This is a genomic window from Collinsella aerofaciens, from assembly GCF_025289055.1.
In the GTDB taxonomy this organism is placed as follows: Bacteria; Actinomycetota; Coriobacteriia; order Coriobacteriales; family Coriobacteriaceae; genus Collinsella.
Genome location: NZ_JAESIQ010000015.1, coordinates 39,216 through 54,193 on the forward strand (window position 1 = coordinate 39,216; position 14,978 = coordinate 54,193).

At 59.7% G+C, this 14,978-nt stretch carries 14 protein-coding genes and 1 other RNA gene; 3 read left to right on the forward strand and 12 right to left on the reverse strand.

Features of this window, described 5'->3' with window-relative positions:
* Positions 1-99: 99 nt before the first annotated feature.
* Together JMJ97_RS05805 and JMJ97_RS05810 are read left to right on the forward strand one after the other, a co-directional pair.
* Positions 100-987: a methyltransferase domain-containing protein gene (locus JMJ97_RS05805; RefSeq protein ID WP_260699486.1), complete on the forward strand. Its 888-nt coding sequence runs from the start codon at positions 100-102 to the stop codon at positions 985-987.
* Between the two features lie 158 nt (positions 988-1,145).
* Positions 1,146-1,445, forward strand: a complete 300-nt coding sequence (locus JMJ97_RS05810) for a YhbY family RNA-binding protein (protein WP_006234690.1) — start codon at positions 1,146-1,148, stop codon at positions 1,443-1,445.
* Positions 1,446-1,514: 69 nt separating this feature from the next.
* Here the strand turns inward: JMJ97_RS05810 and JMJ97_RS05815 are convergent, their stop codons facing one another.
* The 8 genes from JMJ97_RS05815 to ssrA form a co-directional block, all read right to left on the reverse strand.
* Positions 1,515-4,514: an AfsR/SARP family transcriptional regulator gene (locus JMJ97_RS05815; RefSeq protein WP_260699487.1), complete on the reverse strand. Its 3,000-nt coding sequence runs from the start codon at positions 4,512-4,514 to the stop codon at positions 1,515-1,517.
* 448 nt (positions 4,515-4,962) lie between these two features.
* Entirely contained in the window at positions 4,963-5,691 is a 729-nt protein-coding gene (gene nagB, locus JMJ97_RS05820; protein ID WP_055287061.1) for a glucosamine-6-phosphate deaminase, read from the reverse strand.
* 271 nt (positions 5,692-5,962) lie between these two features.
* Positions 5,963-6,430, reverse strand: coding sequence for a PTS sugar transporter subunit IIA (locus JMJ97_RS05825; protein ID WP_306421699.1), 468 nt, complete (start codon positions 6,428-6,430; stop codon positions 5,963-5,965).
* A gap of 101 nt (positions 6,431-6,531) precedes the next feature.
* Positions 6,532-7,869: a phosphoglucosamine mutase gene (glmM, locus tag JMJ97_RS05830; protein WP_006234694.1), complete on the reverse strand. Its 1,338-nt coding sequence runs from the start codon at positions 7,867-7,869 to the stop codon at positions 6,532-6,534.
* A 123-nt stretch (positions 7,870-7,992) separates the two neighbouring features.
* Positions 7,993-8,388 carry a 30S ribosomal protein S9 gene (rpsI, locus tag JMJ97_RS05835; RefSeq protein ID WP_022094634.1) on the reverse strand — a complete coding sequence of 132 codons (396 nt, stop codon included), beginning with the start codon at positions 8,386-8,388 and terminating at the stop codon, positions 7,993-7,995.
* A 2-nt stretch (positions 8,389-8,390) separates the two neighbouring features.
* Positions 8,391-8,834: a 50S ribosomal protein L13 gene (gene rplM, locus JMJ97_RS05840; RefSeq protein ID WP_022094635.1), complete on the reverse strand. Its 444-nt coding sequence runs from the start codon at positions 8,832-8,834 to the stop codon at positions 8,391-8,393.
* Positions 8,835-9,027: 193 nt separating this feature from the next.
* Positions 9,028-9,906 (reverse strand): patatin-like phospholipase family protein, encoded by an 879-nt coding sequence (locus JMJ97_RS05845; RefSeq protein ID WP_260699489.1) that lies wholly within the window; start codon positions 9,904-9,906, stop codon positions 9,028-9,030.
* 626 nt (positions 9,907-10,532) lie between these two features.
* Positions 10,533-10,896, reverse strand: a transfer-messenger RNA (tmRNA) gene (gene ssrA / locus JMJ97_RS05850).
* A 237-nt stretch (positions 10,897-11,133) separates the two neighbouring features.
* Here ssrA and JMJ97_RS05855 point away from each other — a divergent pair.
* Positions 11,134-11,568 carry a hypothetical protein gene (locus JMJ97_RS05855; protein WP_260699490.1) on the forward strand — a complete coding sequence of 145 codons (435 nt, stop codon included), beginning with the start codon at positions 11,134-11,136 and terminating at the stop codon, positions 11,566-11,568.
* A 58-nt stretch (positions 11,569-11,626) separates the two neighbouring features.
* On the opposite strand, the gene JMJ97_RS05860 is transcribed toward JMJ97_RS05855, so the two are convergent.
* The 4 genes from JMJ97_RS05860 to JMJ97_RS05875 all read right to left on the reverse strand — a co-directional run bounded on the left by JMJ97_RS05860 (position 11,627) and on the right by JMJ97_RS05875 (position 14,975).
* Entirely contained in the window at positions 11,627-12,142 is a 516-nt protein-coding gene (locus JMJ97_RS05860) for a type II toxin-antitoxin system VapC family toxin (RefSeq protein WP_260699492.1), read from the reverse strand.
* A complete protein-coding gene (locus JMJ97_RS05865; protein ID WP_260699493.1) occupies positions 12,139-12,492 on the reverse strand; it encodes a hypothetical protein in 354 nt (117 codons plus the stop codon). Before JMJ97_RS05865 ends, JMJ97_RS05860 begins: the two co-directional genes overlap by 4 nt.
* Positions 12,493-12,635: 143 nt before the next feature.
* Positions 12,636-14,651, reverse strand: coding sequence for a heavy metal translocating P-type ATPase (locus JMJ97_RS05870; protein WP_260699495.1), 2,016 nt, complete (start codon positions 14,649-14,651; stop codon positions 12,636-12,638).
* 78 nt (positions 14,652-14,729) lie between these two features.
* Positions 14,730-14,975 carry a DUF6110 family protein gene (locus tag JMJ97_RS05875; RefSeq protein WP_055250999.1) on the reverse strand — a complete coding sequence of 82 codons (246 nt, stop codon included), beginning with the start codon at positions 14,973-14,975 and terminating at the stop codon, positions 14,730-14,732.
* Between the last annotated feature and the right edge of the window lie 3 nt (positions 14,976-14,978).

Genomic DNA, 14,978 nt, shown 5'->3' on the forward strand with positions numbered 1-14,978 from the left:
GTGAGGGCGGTTTGGCGTTGGATCGGTTCTTTCTGATATATGCTGGTTGCGGCTCTTCTTTTGGGAGGAGTCGCTTTTTTGTTGCTAGGAGGTTGGCCCGTGGCTGATGATTTGATTCGTTCTGAGCTACTTTCTGCGGATTGGAATGGCGAATGGATGCGGCTGCAAGCTGCTCGGCGGCGGGCTGATGATTCTTTTGAATGGGATAAGCGGGCTCGGCATTTTCGGCCCTTGGAGACTGCCCCTTATGCTCGGGATTTTATAAAGCTGTTGGCACTTGAGCCCGGCGAGTCGGTGCTCGATATGGGGTGTGGGGCTGGGTCGATTGCTATTCCGCTTGCTCAGGCTGGGCATTCCGTGATTGCTGCCGACTTCTCTCCTGCCATGTTGGGCACGCTTGATGCCGGCATTGAGTATTACGGGCTCGAAGATCTTATTACGCCGCTTGAGCTTGCTTGGGATGATGATTGGGATTTGGTTGGACCGGTCGCGAAAGCGGTGGATGTTGCCTTTGCCAGTCGCTCTGTCACCACGACCAACCTAAAAGGCGCACTTGTCAAGCTTGACCGTACGGCTCGTCGGCGTTGCGCTGTCACGATGGTCGCCAACTCCAGCCCGCGCTATGATCTGCACTTGATGAACGCCATCGGTGCCTCGGTTACCTGCAGTAATGGCTTTGTGTATGCTTTTAATATCCTCATTCAGATGGGTGCGTTGCCGCAGGTTACATACTTTGAATCGCCTCGTCGCGATACTTTCGATAGCCTTGAGGCGGGCGTGGCAGACTTCTCCCGCATGCTCGAGCACGGTAACGAAGATAAGGTTGACCGCCTGCGCGACTATATCGCTCAACACATGATTGAGAACCCCCATGCCGGTGAGCCGGGCTCCAAGGGCGTGCCGCAGGGGCGCTATATGCTCGATCATGTCCGCAAGGTTCGTTGGGCGTTTATTGCATGGGAGCCGGTCTCTGCGCCCAGCTCATAGCCTGTTCGCAGCCCGCACTGCCCACTCACTCGGCATCCGCATTCTTTTTGAACTGGGCAAACGCGCTCCACACCGCACCGTTCCTGCGCTATCGTGGGACAGCTCACGTAAATTAAGGCCCCGTCGCGGGGCGCCCCATACATAGAAAGCGAGAACCCATGGCACTGACAGGAGCACAGGTCAAGCAGCTTCGCAGCATGGCCCATCACCTCAACCCCGCCATCATCATCGGTAAGTCCGATGTCAACGAGGGCACCGTCGAGCAGACGGTCGCCTACCTGGAGAAGCACGAGCTCGTTAAGTGCTCCGTGCTCGATGGCTCCAGCCTTTCCGCCCGCGAGGCCGCCGAGGAGCTCGCCGAGCGTTGCCACGCCGAGGTCGTCCAGGTCATCGGCCGCAAGTTCTCACTGTATCGCGAGTCCTCGCGCAAGGACATCGAGAAGATCAAGCTCGTCTAAGAGCCAATGATCCGGCGATCCAACACATAGCAAGCTTACGGGTGCCCAAGTACTTCGGGCGCCCGTTTTTTATCGCTCGACCAGCACGCGATTGAGCCGCCCCTCCACCAAGCGCTCGTATAGACGCCGCGTCTCGGGCTCGGGCACGCCATTGACCTGCTCCCTCAGGTGGTGCATATGCCCGCTGTACAGCTCGACGATATCGCGCCGCCGCCCCGCCGCACTGTAGACGCGCATGGCGCAGCGCACCATATCCTCACGCGCCGTTTCCTGTCGAAGCCCCGACTCCGCCAGCCAAATCGCCGACTGCAGATCGTTTTCTTCTAGAGCGGCATTTGCTCCCTTAATCATGCAATCGATGTACTTTGACTGCATAATGCGCCGCATGCGCAAAAAGTAGGTGGGATTACAGCCATTGGGAACATACAGCGGTCCGGCATAAAGCTGCTCAATCTTAAGGCACAGCTCAACTAAATGGGGCCCGCGCGCACCCGTGCGATTTCCCAAAACCTCGCGGCTTATCTGGTCAAACAGCCGTACATCGGTCTTGACGTAGTCGCCGTTGAGCCCAATGCATTCATTTTGGATGAGCACGCACGACTTGCCATCCGGCGTCGGTCCCAAAGCCGACCGCAAGCGCGATATCGTCGAGTACAGGTTGTTGCGGGCGCTATTGAACTCGGCATGGGGCCACAGCTCCATGGCCAGCGTCTCACGATCGACGAGCGCATCCATGCCCAGCGCAAGCCGCTCGGCAAGCGTCGCCGCCTTCTTGCGACGCCACATTTTGTCCGTGATGGGAAACCCATCGCGCTCGGCGCGAAACGCACCAAACATGCGAATCTCGATATGGTCGATGGTATCAACGGCTTCAACCTCGCCGGCCTGGAACAGGCGCTCGCCCTCTCCTTCCAAATCGTCGCGCAGCGAGTACCGCGACAGCTCGCGCACGGGAAGCTTCTTGCGTATCCTGCCCGCCGGCTCGCCCAGACAATGCATGGCAAGGCGCGCAAAGAGCCGATACGATGGCTCTAGAATCCCCGCACGATTCATGGACATCCAGGCCGCAAGATCGCTGTCTCGGCCCGCACAGGCCAAATGCAGCGCCACCATCCAGGCCTCCGCTCCACCAACCTGCGTCTGGCTTATATCGAGCAACTCCGCTTCCTCGCGCACCGAAACCATCGAGGTGTTACGCAGATATGCCGCGCGCTCCAGCAGCAATGCGTTATCGCGCATGTACGCAATCGACTCCTCGGCAAGTTTGAGCACTTGGACCGCACGGAACTTTGCATTAACCGGCCGTCCCTCTGCCAGCGACTGCCAGCCTTCTAGCAACAGCCCAAACAGCTGAATCTGGTTGTCGCGCATGCGCACGGCAAAACGATCGAGCTCGTTGAACGCCGCGTCGTCGGTTACCGGCAAGCCGGAAAGGAGCCGCCGTGCCGCCAACACCATGCGCACCCAGATAGCCATCGCCTTAAGCCCACGCACGTCGAGCGCCTCCCGCACCACCGTCATCTCGTCGTCGCGCTCGTCGGTTCCCGCAAACGACCCGTCAAAGAGCTCCACCAGCATGCTATCGGCCCGTATAACAATCCCCGCGATGTCGAGCTCGCAGTCGTAGGCCTTGCTCGTTTTGAGCTGTTGTAGAACGCCGCCGTCATTTCCCCGCTCGGTCAGACAGCGTTTGACCTCGATATGCGCAGACAACATATCGAGTGCGGTATGGGATGTCTCGATTTCTGGCACGGCCAGGTTCGTAGGAAGCCCAAGCCCGTTGTCCCCATAGCAAACAGCCGTCAGCGTCTGGGCCACCCTCCATGAAACAGGGTCTATTTCGCAGGCCGCCCGTTCGCTCCCGCGCTCGATGACCGATGCCATATAGCGAGCGAGCTTTGTATTGGACACGCTGACCGCTGCCAGATATACGCCAAGCGCTTCGGCAGGCGTTGGCTCTGGAGCCGGATCGTCGGCATCGATCGTGCCCAGCGCCGCTCGGCAGATATCGGCCCCGTGCCCCGTCAGAGCCAGATCGACCCCATACTGCCCAGCAAGTTCAAGGACCGCTTCACGGTCCAAAAAGGCGTCCGCCAGGCCCATCGCCGCATCGCATCGACCCGCCTTAAGCAAAATCCGGGCCGCCCTCGGAACAAGTTCGGGGCGAACCTCGGCCACCAACTTACGCAAGCGCAAGCGTCCGTTATCCTCCGTGCCCAGACACGTAAAACTCCGCTCGGCGGGATCCAAGCCAAAGATCGGGTAGTCGCGTACAAAATAGGACTGGTCGACCATCGACAGCCTCACCCCGCAAGCCTCGAGTTCTGCGATATTGCCCTCGCCCATCAAAACCATGAGACATGCCACGCAAAACAGCGCATTATTGTCGAGCGAAGCCAGATCGGCAAGTGCCGCGCCATATACGTTGACAATCTCGTTTTCGAGCAGACCGGCTACGTCACCTTGGCCATACAGACCCGTCTGCAATGCCGAAACGAGCTCGGGCACGCCCTGCGTGAGCTGATAAAAGTCGAGCGATGTGCTGATCGAAAACGCCGATGCCCACGCCGAATACTCATAGGCATGCACCTTAAGCATCTGCGCATTGATCTTAACCGAATCGCCCAGCCCATGAATCAGCTGACGATTTGAAGGACGGCAGGAGATAAAGACCCCTACCCCCATAGCGCGCAGGCCGCGAATCCTGTCGATGAGGTCTTCGGTATCGTGCTGATCGAGGTTTGGCACATTATCAATCGCGATAAGGGAGTGCGGTTTGTCTTTGAGTTCTTCGGTAACCACCTCGAGCTGCATAAACACCTCGCGCCCAATGGCGCGATCCGCCTCGATAATCCGCACGGGGCCTCGCGTCGGGTCGCATTTTACCTCATGGGTGTACTGCAGCAGCACCGAGGTCTTCCCAAACCCGTCGGGCGCATAAAGAACCACGATGCCGGCCTTTCGGCCCTTGGCGATAAGCTCATTCATCAAGCGTTCGCGTCGCACCATATAGCCTCCGCCCAACGGCATCAGCTCGAGCTCGTCTATACCGCCCAAATCGTTTACCATGCCCGCTCCTCAACTCGACCGTATGGACACTGTAGCCGCAAGACCATACAAGCCGCGCTATGAATAGAGCGACCTTGTGTTTTAGGTTGTCTTTTGGTACGCAAGCGGCAAGTTTTTGTACAGCGAGGGCCGATTGTTATTAATCCCCCGACTAATCGGTCTTTAAGCAGGTAAATGAGCTTGTCAGCTTGTCCCATCTAAGCGGCAGTGTAACGCAGATGAACAAGGTTCAGCCATGTCATTCAACTCGCCTAGCACCCGCTACCGTCTACGACCTTCTAGTGGCATTTTTGCATAGAATCTGGTATGGAATGAATCAAGCTGTTGGGCATCCGGCATTCGTCAAGCTTGCGCCAAGATTTTGGTCAAGCGGGCGGAAAGGGATAGCAAAAAGGCCCCCGCAAAGCGGAGGCCTTAGGCAAGGCTATGTCGAGGTGCAGGATTCGCGCTACTCGCAGAGCGAAAGGGCGGCCTCGTCGGCAACGACAACGCAGTTGGTGTGCAGCTGCAGGATCGAAGCCGGGCACTCGGGCGTAACCGGGCCATAGCACATGTCATGCACGGCCTGAGCCTTGGCCTCGCCGTTGGCGACGACCAGGATCATGCGGGCATACATAATGGTCTGGGTACCCATGGTGTAGGCCTGACGGGGAACATCGTCGATGCTGTCGAACAGGCGGCTGTTGGCCTGAATGGTGCTCTCGGTGAGGTCGACGCAGTGCGTGCCCTTGGAGAAGTGGTCATCGGGCTCGTTGAAGCCGATGTGGCCGTTGTTGCCAATGCCGAGCAGCTGCAGATCCGGGTAACCGGCGTCGGCGACAATCTTGTCGTACTCAGAGCAGGCAGCGGCGGCGTCGGGGTTGGAACCGTCGGGCACATGCGTGTTGTTCAGGTCGATGTTGATGTGATCGAAGAAGTTCTCACGCATGAAGTAGTGATAGCTCTGGGGATCGTCGTGCGAAAGGCCGCGATACTCGTCCAGGTTGTAGGTGCTGACCTCGGCAAAGTCGACGTCGCCCTTCTCGTACCAAGCAGCGAGCTGCTTGTAGGCACCGATCGGGGTGGAGCCGGTGGCAAGGCCCAGCACACAGTCGGGCTTGAGGATAACCTGCGCCGAGATAATATTAGCGGCCTTGCGGCTCATATCCTCGTAGTCTTTAGCTTTAATGATCTTCATTACGCGTCCTTTCTCGTACAAGAGAGGCAAGGCTCCCTTACAAGCACTTGCCCGCGGCCCGCGTCGGCCGCAACCAACGTGTGCGGCCACCAGGGCGAGGTCGCGTAATGTATGTGTCTCGTGTCTAGCCGCGTCGAGGCCCCTGCCCGTCCACGGTGACCCGAAGCTGTTTAGCTTCGGACAAAACCCATCTTGCCACGGAGGGCGTCCTCTTTCAAGGGCGCCCTCCGTAAACGTGTTTGAATTGTAGGCTAATGGCCACGCGCACTTGCTAGCGCTCGCGAGCAACGATGAGCTGGTCCATCTCTTCGACATGCACGCCAACGGAGCCCTTGATGCTCGAGAACTCAACGGAGTTGCACACCAAGATGGGAACCGTCACATCGTAGCCCTCGGCAGCAATTGCCTCGCGATCGAACTCAATGAGTACATCGCCCTTATGGACGATGTCGCCCACTTGCGCATGTACGGTAAAGTGCTTGCCCTCGAGCTGAACAGTGTCCAAACCAACGTGGATGAGCACGTCCAAGCCATCGACCGTGTTAAGCGCAACGGCGTGTCCCGTGGGAAAAATAGCCTCGACCTTGGCATCAGCCGGTGCAATCACACGCGTTCCGGTGGGCTGAATCGCCACGCCCTGGCCCAAAAGGCCGGTGGCAAACGTCTGGTCGTTTACCTCGGAAAGCGGAATGACATCGCCCGAGATGGGAGCATCCAGCGTAAGGACTCGACCACGCATACCAAAAGACCTTAGGACTTTAGTGAACATGCTCCCCCTCGGACATACCAATCAATCAAAATAACCTTAACAGTTTACCACTTGGCAACGGTTTTTGACCATTAGGGAAGTTCGCGCTTGACAACCTCGACGATGTCGTCGACAACGCGCTGGGTCAGCTCATGCGTCTCGGCCTCGGCCATCACGCGGACCAGCGGCTCGGTACCGCTCGGGCGCACCAGAATGCGGCCACGGCCGTCAAGCTCCTTCTCGGCAGCAGCGACGGCATCCCAGATGGGCTGGCAATCGTCCAGACCGGCCTTGTTGTCGGAATGCACGTTGACGAGTACCTGCGGGTACTTCTTCATGATACCGGCAAGATCGGTGAGGGTGCGACCGGTGCGCTTGAGCACGGCCAGCAGCTGCAGAGCCGTCACCAGGCCGTCACCGGTGGTGTTGTGCTCCAGGAAGATGATGTGGCCGGACTGTTCGCCGCCGATGACGGCGCCGTCCGCGAGCATGCGCTCCAGAACGTAGCGGTCGCCCACGGCGGTCTGGACCATCTCGAAGCCCTGCTCCTTCATAGCGATGGAGAAGCCCAGGTTGCACATGACGGTCGAAACGATCTCGGAGTTGGCGAGCTTGCCGCGAGCGGCAAGGTCAGAACCGCAGATAGCCAGGATGTAGTCACCATCGATCTCATTGCCCTCGCTGTCCACGAACAGTACGCGGTCGGCGTCGCCGTCGTGGGCCAGACCGATGTCGGCATGGGTGCGCAGCACGAGCTCGCGCAGGGGCTCAAGATGGGTGGAGCCGCACTCAACGTTGATGTCGGTGCCGCAATAATCGGTGTTGATGGCATGGACCGTGGCGCCTAGGCGCTGCAGCGCGGCGGGCGTGGTCTGGCAGGAAGCACCGTGGCCGCAGTCGACGGCAACGACCAGGCCATCGAGCCTCAGGCCATCGAGCGTATCGATGGCGTGGTCGACATATGCCTTGCGGGCGTCCTTCATCTTGATAATGTGGCCCACGCCGGCACCGGTCGGCAGCGTGTCGGCAGCCATGGCTTCCTCGGACATGACCCAGGCGCTGATCTCTTCCTCGACAGCATCGGGAAGTTTCATACCCTTGCGGCTAAAGAACTTGATGCCGTTGAACTCCGGCGGATTGTGCGAAGCAGAGATGACGATGCCGCCGTCGAGCTCGTTCTGAACGGTGAGCAGCGCCACGGCGGGCGTGGGGATAACGCCGCAGCAATGCGGACGGCCGCCCTCGGCCATAATGCCGGCGGTTAGAGCACTCTCGAGCATGGTGCCCGAAAGGCGCGTGTCACGGCCGATGCAGATGTCCGGACCAAGAAACTTGGTCGCCGCGCGGCCCAGGCGAAACGCGAGGTCGCACGAGAGGTCGGCATTGGCGACGCCACGGACGCCATCGGTACCGAAGATGTTCTGGGGCATAGGATCGCTCCTTCCCTAGCAGGCGATATGCAACCGCCCACCCTAGTCGAAAAAGAAAAGCGGGACCCGCCGAGGAATCGGCAGGCCCCGCTTGTACATTGTATCTCGAAAGGAGATAAAACCTTAGCGCTTGGAGAACTGGGGAGCGCGGCGGGCCTTCTTGAGGCCGTACTTCTTGCGCTCGACCACGCGAGCATCGCGCGTAAGGAAACCGGCCTTCTTGAGGTCAGCACGGTAGTCGCCGGCGTTCAGAAGAGCGCGAGCGATGCCCAGGCGCAGAGCGCCGGACTGACCGGAGATGCCGCCGCCATCGCACAGAGCGATAACGTCGAACTGACCGGCGGTGTCGGTCACCTTGAAGGGAGCAAGGGCGTTCTCAACGAGCTGATGACGGCCGAAATACTGCTCGGCGTCACGCTTGTTGATGGTCACCTTGCCGGTGCCGGGGACGAGACGGACGCGGGCGACGGCGTTCTTACGACGGCCGGTACCCTGGTAGACAACGGTGTTCTCAGCCATCTTTAAGCCTCCAGCTCAATCTTCGTGGGGTTCTGGGCAGCATGCGGATGCTCGGCACCAGCGTAGACCTTAAGCTTGGTCATCTGGGCACGGCCGAGGGTGGTCTTGGGCAGCATACCGCGAACGGCGCGCTCGATGACCTTCTCCGGGTGCTTCTCCATAGCCTGGCGGAAGCTCTCAGCCTTGAGGCCGCCGTTGTAGCCGCTGTGGCGATAATAGGTCTTCGTGTCGGCCTTGTTACCGGTAAGCTGGACCTTATCGGCGTTGATGACGACAACGAAGTCGCCGCAGTCGCTGTTGGGCGTGAACTGGGGCTTGTTCTTACCGCGCAGGATCATTGCGATCTGGGTGGCAAGACGGCCCAGGACAGCACCATCGGCGTCGACGAGAACCCAGTTGCGCTGGACCTCGCCCTGCTTGGCGTAGTGAGTCGATTTCGAAATCACTTAGACTCCTCCATGTACAGTACGTGTTGTTACAGAGATTCACGGGGCTCTGCAAGTAACCCGTCCATATTACCCCGCTCGCCGTACGAGTCAACAGGTATTTTGGCTCCGACCAGAGTTTCTGCACATGTCGTCCACGAGCCGTAATTTTCCAGCTCTTTAGCTGTTGTCATTTTTTGAGGGTTCGCCGTCGCTAGCGCTCAACGAACTCTTGGATTTCCGCGAGCAGGCACTTTGCCTCCTGACGGCCTTGGATATACAGGTCGAGGAGCTTTGCCGGATCGTGCTCGACATGACCGACCTCGACCGGCTTTTGCGGAGCGACGACCAGCGCACGGCCCTCGCGCTCATACTTCCACAGGTGCATGCGTTGTATGTTGTAGCGGTCGTGGCGCGTCTCGATTCCCTCGAGCAGATAGGGGTAGTCGGCATAGCGGGCGCGCGCGGCAGGCATAAACTCGTAGGGCTTTTTCTCGTACGAGCGGTCCTGCGTGACAATGACAACCGCGCGATCGAAGCCCGCCTCCTCCAGCACGTGCTCGATGGGGATCGAATCGGCTACGCCACCATCGACGTATTTGTGCCCGTCAATCTCGACCGGCGGCGTCACCAGCGGCAGCGACGTCGAAGCGCGAACAGCGTCGAGATCGAGCACGGCGCTTTTGACCGGCAGGTACGTGGCGGTTCCAAAAAGCATGTCCGTCGCGACGGCGTACATCTCGATGGGGCTCGCGTCGAACGTCTCGTTGTCAAAGGGATCCAGGCGGTCCTGAACATCGTTGAAGATAAAGTCGTAACCCACAATAGAGCCCGTGGACGCAAACGATGCGGCGCCCATGAAGCGGCTGTCATTGCAGAAAGCCAGGTTGATGCGGTTGGCACGACCGATCTGGTGCGACTTGTAGTTCACGCCGTTGAGGGCGCCGGCCGATACACCGTAGACAGCCGGAATCTCGACGCCAGCCTCCATGAGAACGTCGAGCACGCCCGCGGTAAACTGCCCGCGAAAGCTGCCGCCCTCCAGGACGAGCGCGACCTTGCCGGCGTTCTTTGCCTTATCTTCTGCAGTCATATTGACCTCCTGCGATTGCGTTTTGGCCTTCTTCTACCCAGTTTTGGGATGGAGAGCGCGCAGGTTTTGGAGTTGAAGAGGGCGGGGCGGTCGACGGGAAAGCGCGTCCCGTTCTCAGAGCAAATTCCGGGTCGCATTTTCCGCTGAGCCCGCCATCAGGAAAATGAATCCCATTCCGAGCTTGGATTCCGGGATGCGGTTTCCGCTTGATGTGTCATCCGGAAACTACGTCCCAGTCTGAGCGCGGATTCCGGGATGGACTTTCCGTCTGGGCCGCCATTGGGAAAGCGCGTCCCACTCTGCGTTGCCAAGGCGTTTTCTTTACGCCCGCGCCCTGCATAGAGTTCGATTCTCCGCGGTTTGGGTGATCCGTTGATGCGGCGCATGGCCGGCTGAGATTCGATAAACATCGCATCCATATTGGGCTGATAGATTGCGCGGAGAATCCGCGTATTTGCTTCGCAAATCCGCACCGGCTTCGGCCGCCTGCCGGCGTCCTCGCCCGCGGGCTAAAAACGCTTACGCGTTTTCTTTACGCCCGCGCCCTGCACAGAGTTCGATTCTCCGCGGTGCGGACTAGAAATAAAAAGGCAGGTAGATACGAATATCTACCTGCCTGTTACGTATGGTGGAGGCGCGGAGAATCGAACTCCGGTCCACGAAAGCCCCCTGATTGGCATCTCCAAGCTCAGTCGCTGGTTTAGTCTCGGACGCTTTGCGCGCAGCGACACGCTCGCGGCGTCCTAACCGGTTCGGTCTTAGCCTGCGCCATACCGATTACGTGCGCAGGAGCATTCCCCTAAAATGACGTCGCACCGGTGGCGGGGAAATCACCGGGTTGACGCGCCGCTATAAATTAAGCAGCGAGAGCCATAGGCTCAAAAGAAGAGTTGTTGTCAATTCAATTTGACGGTACCCCTGTTTAACGAGGCGAGGAGACCTCGGCTTGCTTCCTCTCTCAGAGCTATCGTGTCGAAACCAGTCGCCCCCGAATGTCGGGAAAGTCTGGATGGCATTGGGCACGAGCACCCAACACCCGTCGACTTTTCAAGGAACATGCGGGGCGAGCCCCGCTTGTGGAGTGTTATCTTACCACGTTCTGAAAGCGGACAGCTGTTCTATGCACGAGCTGTGAAGACCCCAATGTGCGCCGCACTTCGCACTTTTGCTACCGATCGCGTCACGTATATTTTCGCCAAGCAAAATTGCCCCGTCGAAAGGACCGTTATGGATGCCAAGCAGCAACTCGTCAATGCCCTCGCAGGCCTGGGCTCAACCATTACCGAAGCTATGGATGTCATCGAAGGCTTTGTCCCCTGCGGACATCCCGCCCTCACGGTTTCGAACGCACTCGTCGCGCTGGACGCTGACGATGATGCGGCTCTCGCCCAGCAGCTTGAGACCGTCGGGGGCTTTATCGACCACGTGAGCGAAAACCGCGGTGTGACCGCCTACCACGGCATCGAGGTCGAGCTCGCGGGTCCCAAAGCCGATCTGCTCGCAGCAATCCGCGAGGTAGGCGCCCTTATGCAGACCGCAGGCGTCAAGAACACCCAGGTCGACGAGTGGGTCTACCGCAGTCTGGCAGCACTCGACAGCTCCGACGATAAGGCAGCCGAGCAGCTCGCAGAAAGTCCCGCCATCAAGGCCGAGCTTTTGTAAATAGCAAACGCGGGTCCCTTGGTGCATCGTCGTCCAAGAGGCCCGCAAGCAGTTCGCGTTAACCGATAGCCGCGCCGCCGCGTTCGGCCAGAGCAAGAATCGGCATCATTTGACGCGGGGTCTTTGCTGCAAGATCGGCATGTTCGAGCAGTTTGCGATCGTTAGTCACCAAGTAATCGACCTGGGCGCGCTTGCACGCGGCGAGCACCAAGTTGTCCTCGTAATCGCGATGGAGCGCTAAGTATTTGTCGGCCAGCCAAAGGTCCGACGCATCTGCACCCACGGCCGTGGCGTTTTCGGTCATGTTCCGAACAAACGCCAACGCCGCATCGCCAATTGCACGGGCAGACGCCTCGTCGAGCGCTCCCCCGCTGGCAAGAACGCTGCGCTTCAGCTCATGTTGGACAACGTACAGCACGTCCTTGGCGATATGAACCGGGAAGAACAGCAATGCCCCCGCCTCCGCCGCCTGCCCAATAAACGCACGCGCGGCAAGCGACTCGGCATGGTCGACGCAAAACGAATCAACCCATACGTTGGCGTCCACCATTATTTTGAGGGGAGCCCCGCTCACAGGATCATCCCCTTTTGGCGATAGCGCTCGTCCATGGCTTCGGAATAGATTGTGTCCCAATCGCGATCATCGGATGCAGGCGACGCATCGATACCCAAGTCCGCGTAAAGTTGATCAGCCGCCGCCCATGATGCGGCGAACGGAGTATCGTGCGCGACGGTCTGCTGCCGGCCATCAACGGCAAACAGTACTTCCTCACACTGCCCGCCACCCTGTGCGACCTTGGCCACGACCTTTTTGATAAGCTCGGGCAGTGATCTGCCCGAAAGCCGCAGTGCCTCCTCGGCACGGTTCTTGACCTGGCGATCCACGCGAACGTTCACCTGCGCCATGCCGCCAACAGCACCCACGTCGATCCCGCTCCCTTCAATTGCTAGCCTTGCTAGCAACACTATATAAAGAAGCTAGCAAATGGTCAAATGTAAAAAACCTGCGCCCGGACGACACCGATGCCGTCTGGGCGCAGGCCAGATAACGTGGACGAACACGCCTGCTAACGCAGGTAAGCCTTCGCGTTGCCCAGGCTGTAGGCGATCGTTGAGCCGTTGTGCAGCAGCGACGACGCCTGCGGCGTAATCGTGCCGGTAATGCCGAGCGCCAGCAGCGCCGAGTTGGTGAGCATCACCTTGGAATACGAACTCGTCAGACGGTCGATAAGCCCCTGGCTCATACGGCGCAGGCGCACGATCGCGGCCAGATCCGTATCGGTCAGGATGATATCGGCGACCTCCTTGGCGATGTCGCTTCCGCCACCCATCGCCAAGCCCACGTCGGCCAAACCGAGCGCCGGCGAATCGTTGACGCCGTCGCCCACCATGGCAACGTGGCGCCCCTCGCTCTTAATGCGCTCCACATAAGCGTACTTGTCCTCGGGCAGCAGTTCGGCCTTGAACTCGTCGACTCCCGCCTCGCGCGCAATGCGTGCGGCTGTGCGCTCGGAATCGCCCGTGAGCATGACCACGTGCTTAACGCCCAGCGCGTGCAAGTCGGCGATGGCCTCGCGCACGCCAGGTTTGAGCGGATCCTCGATACCGAGCACGCCCACAACCGTGCCGTCAACCGCCAGGTACAGCGGCGACAGGCCCTGCATCTGGGACTCGATGCGCTCCTTAATGTCGGACTCGAGCTGCGCGCCCTCGTCCTCAAACACAAAGTGCGCGGAACCGATGATGGCGCGACGCCCCTCGATGGACGAAGCGATGCCGTGCGCCACGATGTACTCGACGGCGGCATGGCGCTCGCGGTGCTCGAGCCCGCGCTCGCGGGCGGCGTTGACCACGGCACGCGCCACCGGATGAGGGAAATGCTCCTCCAAGCAAGCGGAAAGGCGCAGAATCTCGTCCTCGCTCCAGCCATCGGTGGTGAGCACGCAGGCAAGACGCGGCTGCGCCTCGGTGAGCGTGCCGGTCTTGTCAAACACAATGGTATCGGCCTTGGCAAACGACTCAAAGTACTTGGCGCCCTTGACCATGACGCCCATCTTGGCGGCATCGCTCATGGCAGTCATGACGGCGACGGAGCCCGTGAGTTTGAGTGCGCACGAGTAGTCGACCATCAGTGCCGCTGAGGTCTTGATGAGGCTGCGGGTGGTAAGCGCAACCAGGCCCGCGAGCAGGAAGTTCCACGGGACGATCTTGTTGGCAAGGTCCTCCATATGCGACTGGCCCTCGGACTTGAGCGAGTCGGCTGTCTGCACGAGCGAGACGATCGAGCGCAGCTTGGTCTGCGCCGTGTTGGCGCGCACGCGCACCAAGATGCTGCCGTCTTCCACGACGGTGCCGGCGAATACATCGTCGCCCACGCTGCGCTCGACGGCCAGCGGCTCACCGGTCAGGGTCGCCTGGTTGACCATGGCGCTCCCCTGCTCGACCACGCCATCGATGCAGATGGACATGCCGGTGCGCACGGCGACCAAATCGCCGGGCTCGAGCTCGGTCGCGGCAACGCTTACCTCGGTGTCGCCGACGACCTTCTGCGCCTTGTCGGGCACATCGAGCAGCGAGTTGATGAGCTCGTTTTCGCTCATGGCGCGGGTGTAGTCCTCGAGCAGCTCGCCCACGTTGAGTAGGAACATCGTCTGGCCCGCGGTGTCGACATCACGCTTGACGAACGAAATGCCGATGGCCGAAGCGTCGAGCACGGGAACGGTCAGGCGCGGCTGCGCCAGCTCATGAAGGGCAGCGCGCAAAAATGCCATGTAACCGGCCACGACAAACACCGCACGCAGAGGCGTGGGCAAGAACCAGCGACGTGCGTAATGGGCACCGACGAGTGTCGCCAGGTCCATAACGAGTTTGTGCTTGCGTGGCTCAAGCTGCATCACGTAGCCCGACTTGGCATCGGCGATAGCTTGAGCATCGAGTGCGCCCAGGGCATCGAGCACGCCCGCACGACACCGCTCGTCATATTCGAGCGCCATCTGGCCAATACGGCCATAAACGCGCACCTTGTGCACGCCGTCGATATCGCCGCTGAGCTTAAGAAGTGCATCGAGATCGCTCTCTGGCACAGGACCCGCCAATTGAAGACGGGTCCTGCCAGGGATCTCGCTAATAATCGAGAATCTCATAGCTTGTGCCTGGGAGCGTTACTCGGCTGCCTCGTCAGCAGCGGCCTCGCTCTGGGTGATGTAGGCCGCCTCGGCAACCATGTCGTCGACATTAGCCTTGGCCTGCTCGACCATGTCCTGGTAGCCGTTCTTGATGCGCATGCCGCACGCGATACCCTGCACGCAGGCATTCTTGACCGGAGCGCTGGTAAGCAGCTTGATGCCGGCCGTGCCAAGCAGAAAACCGCCACCGACAAGCAGGGTATTGAACGTCGACTTCTTCATGTT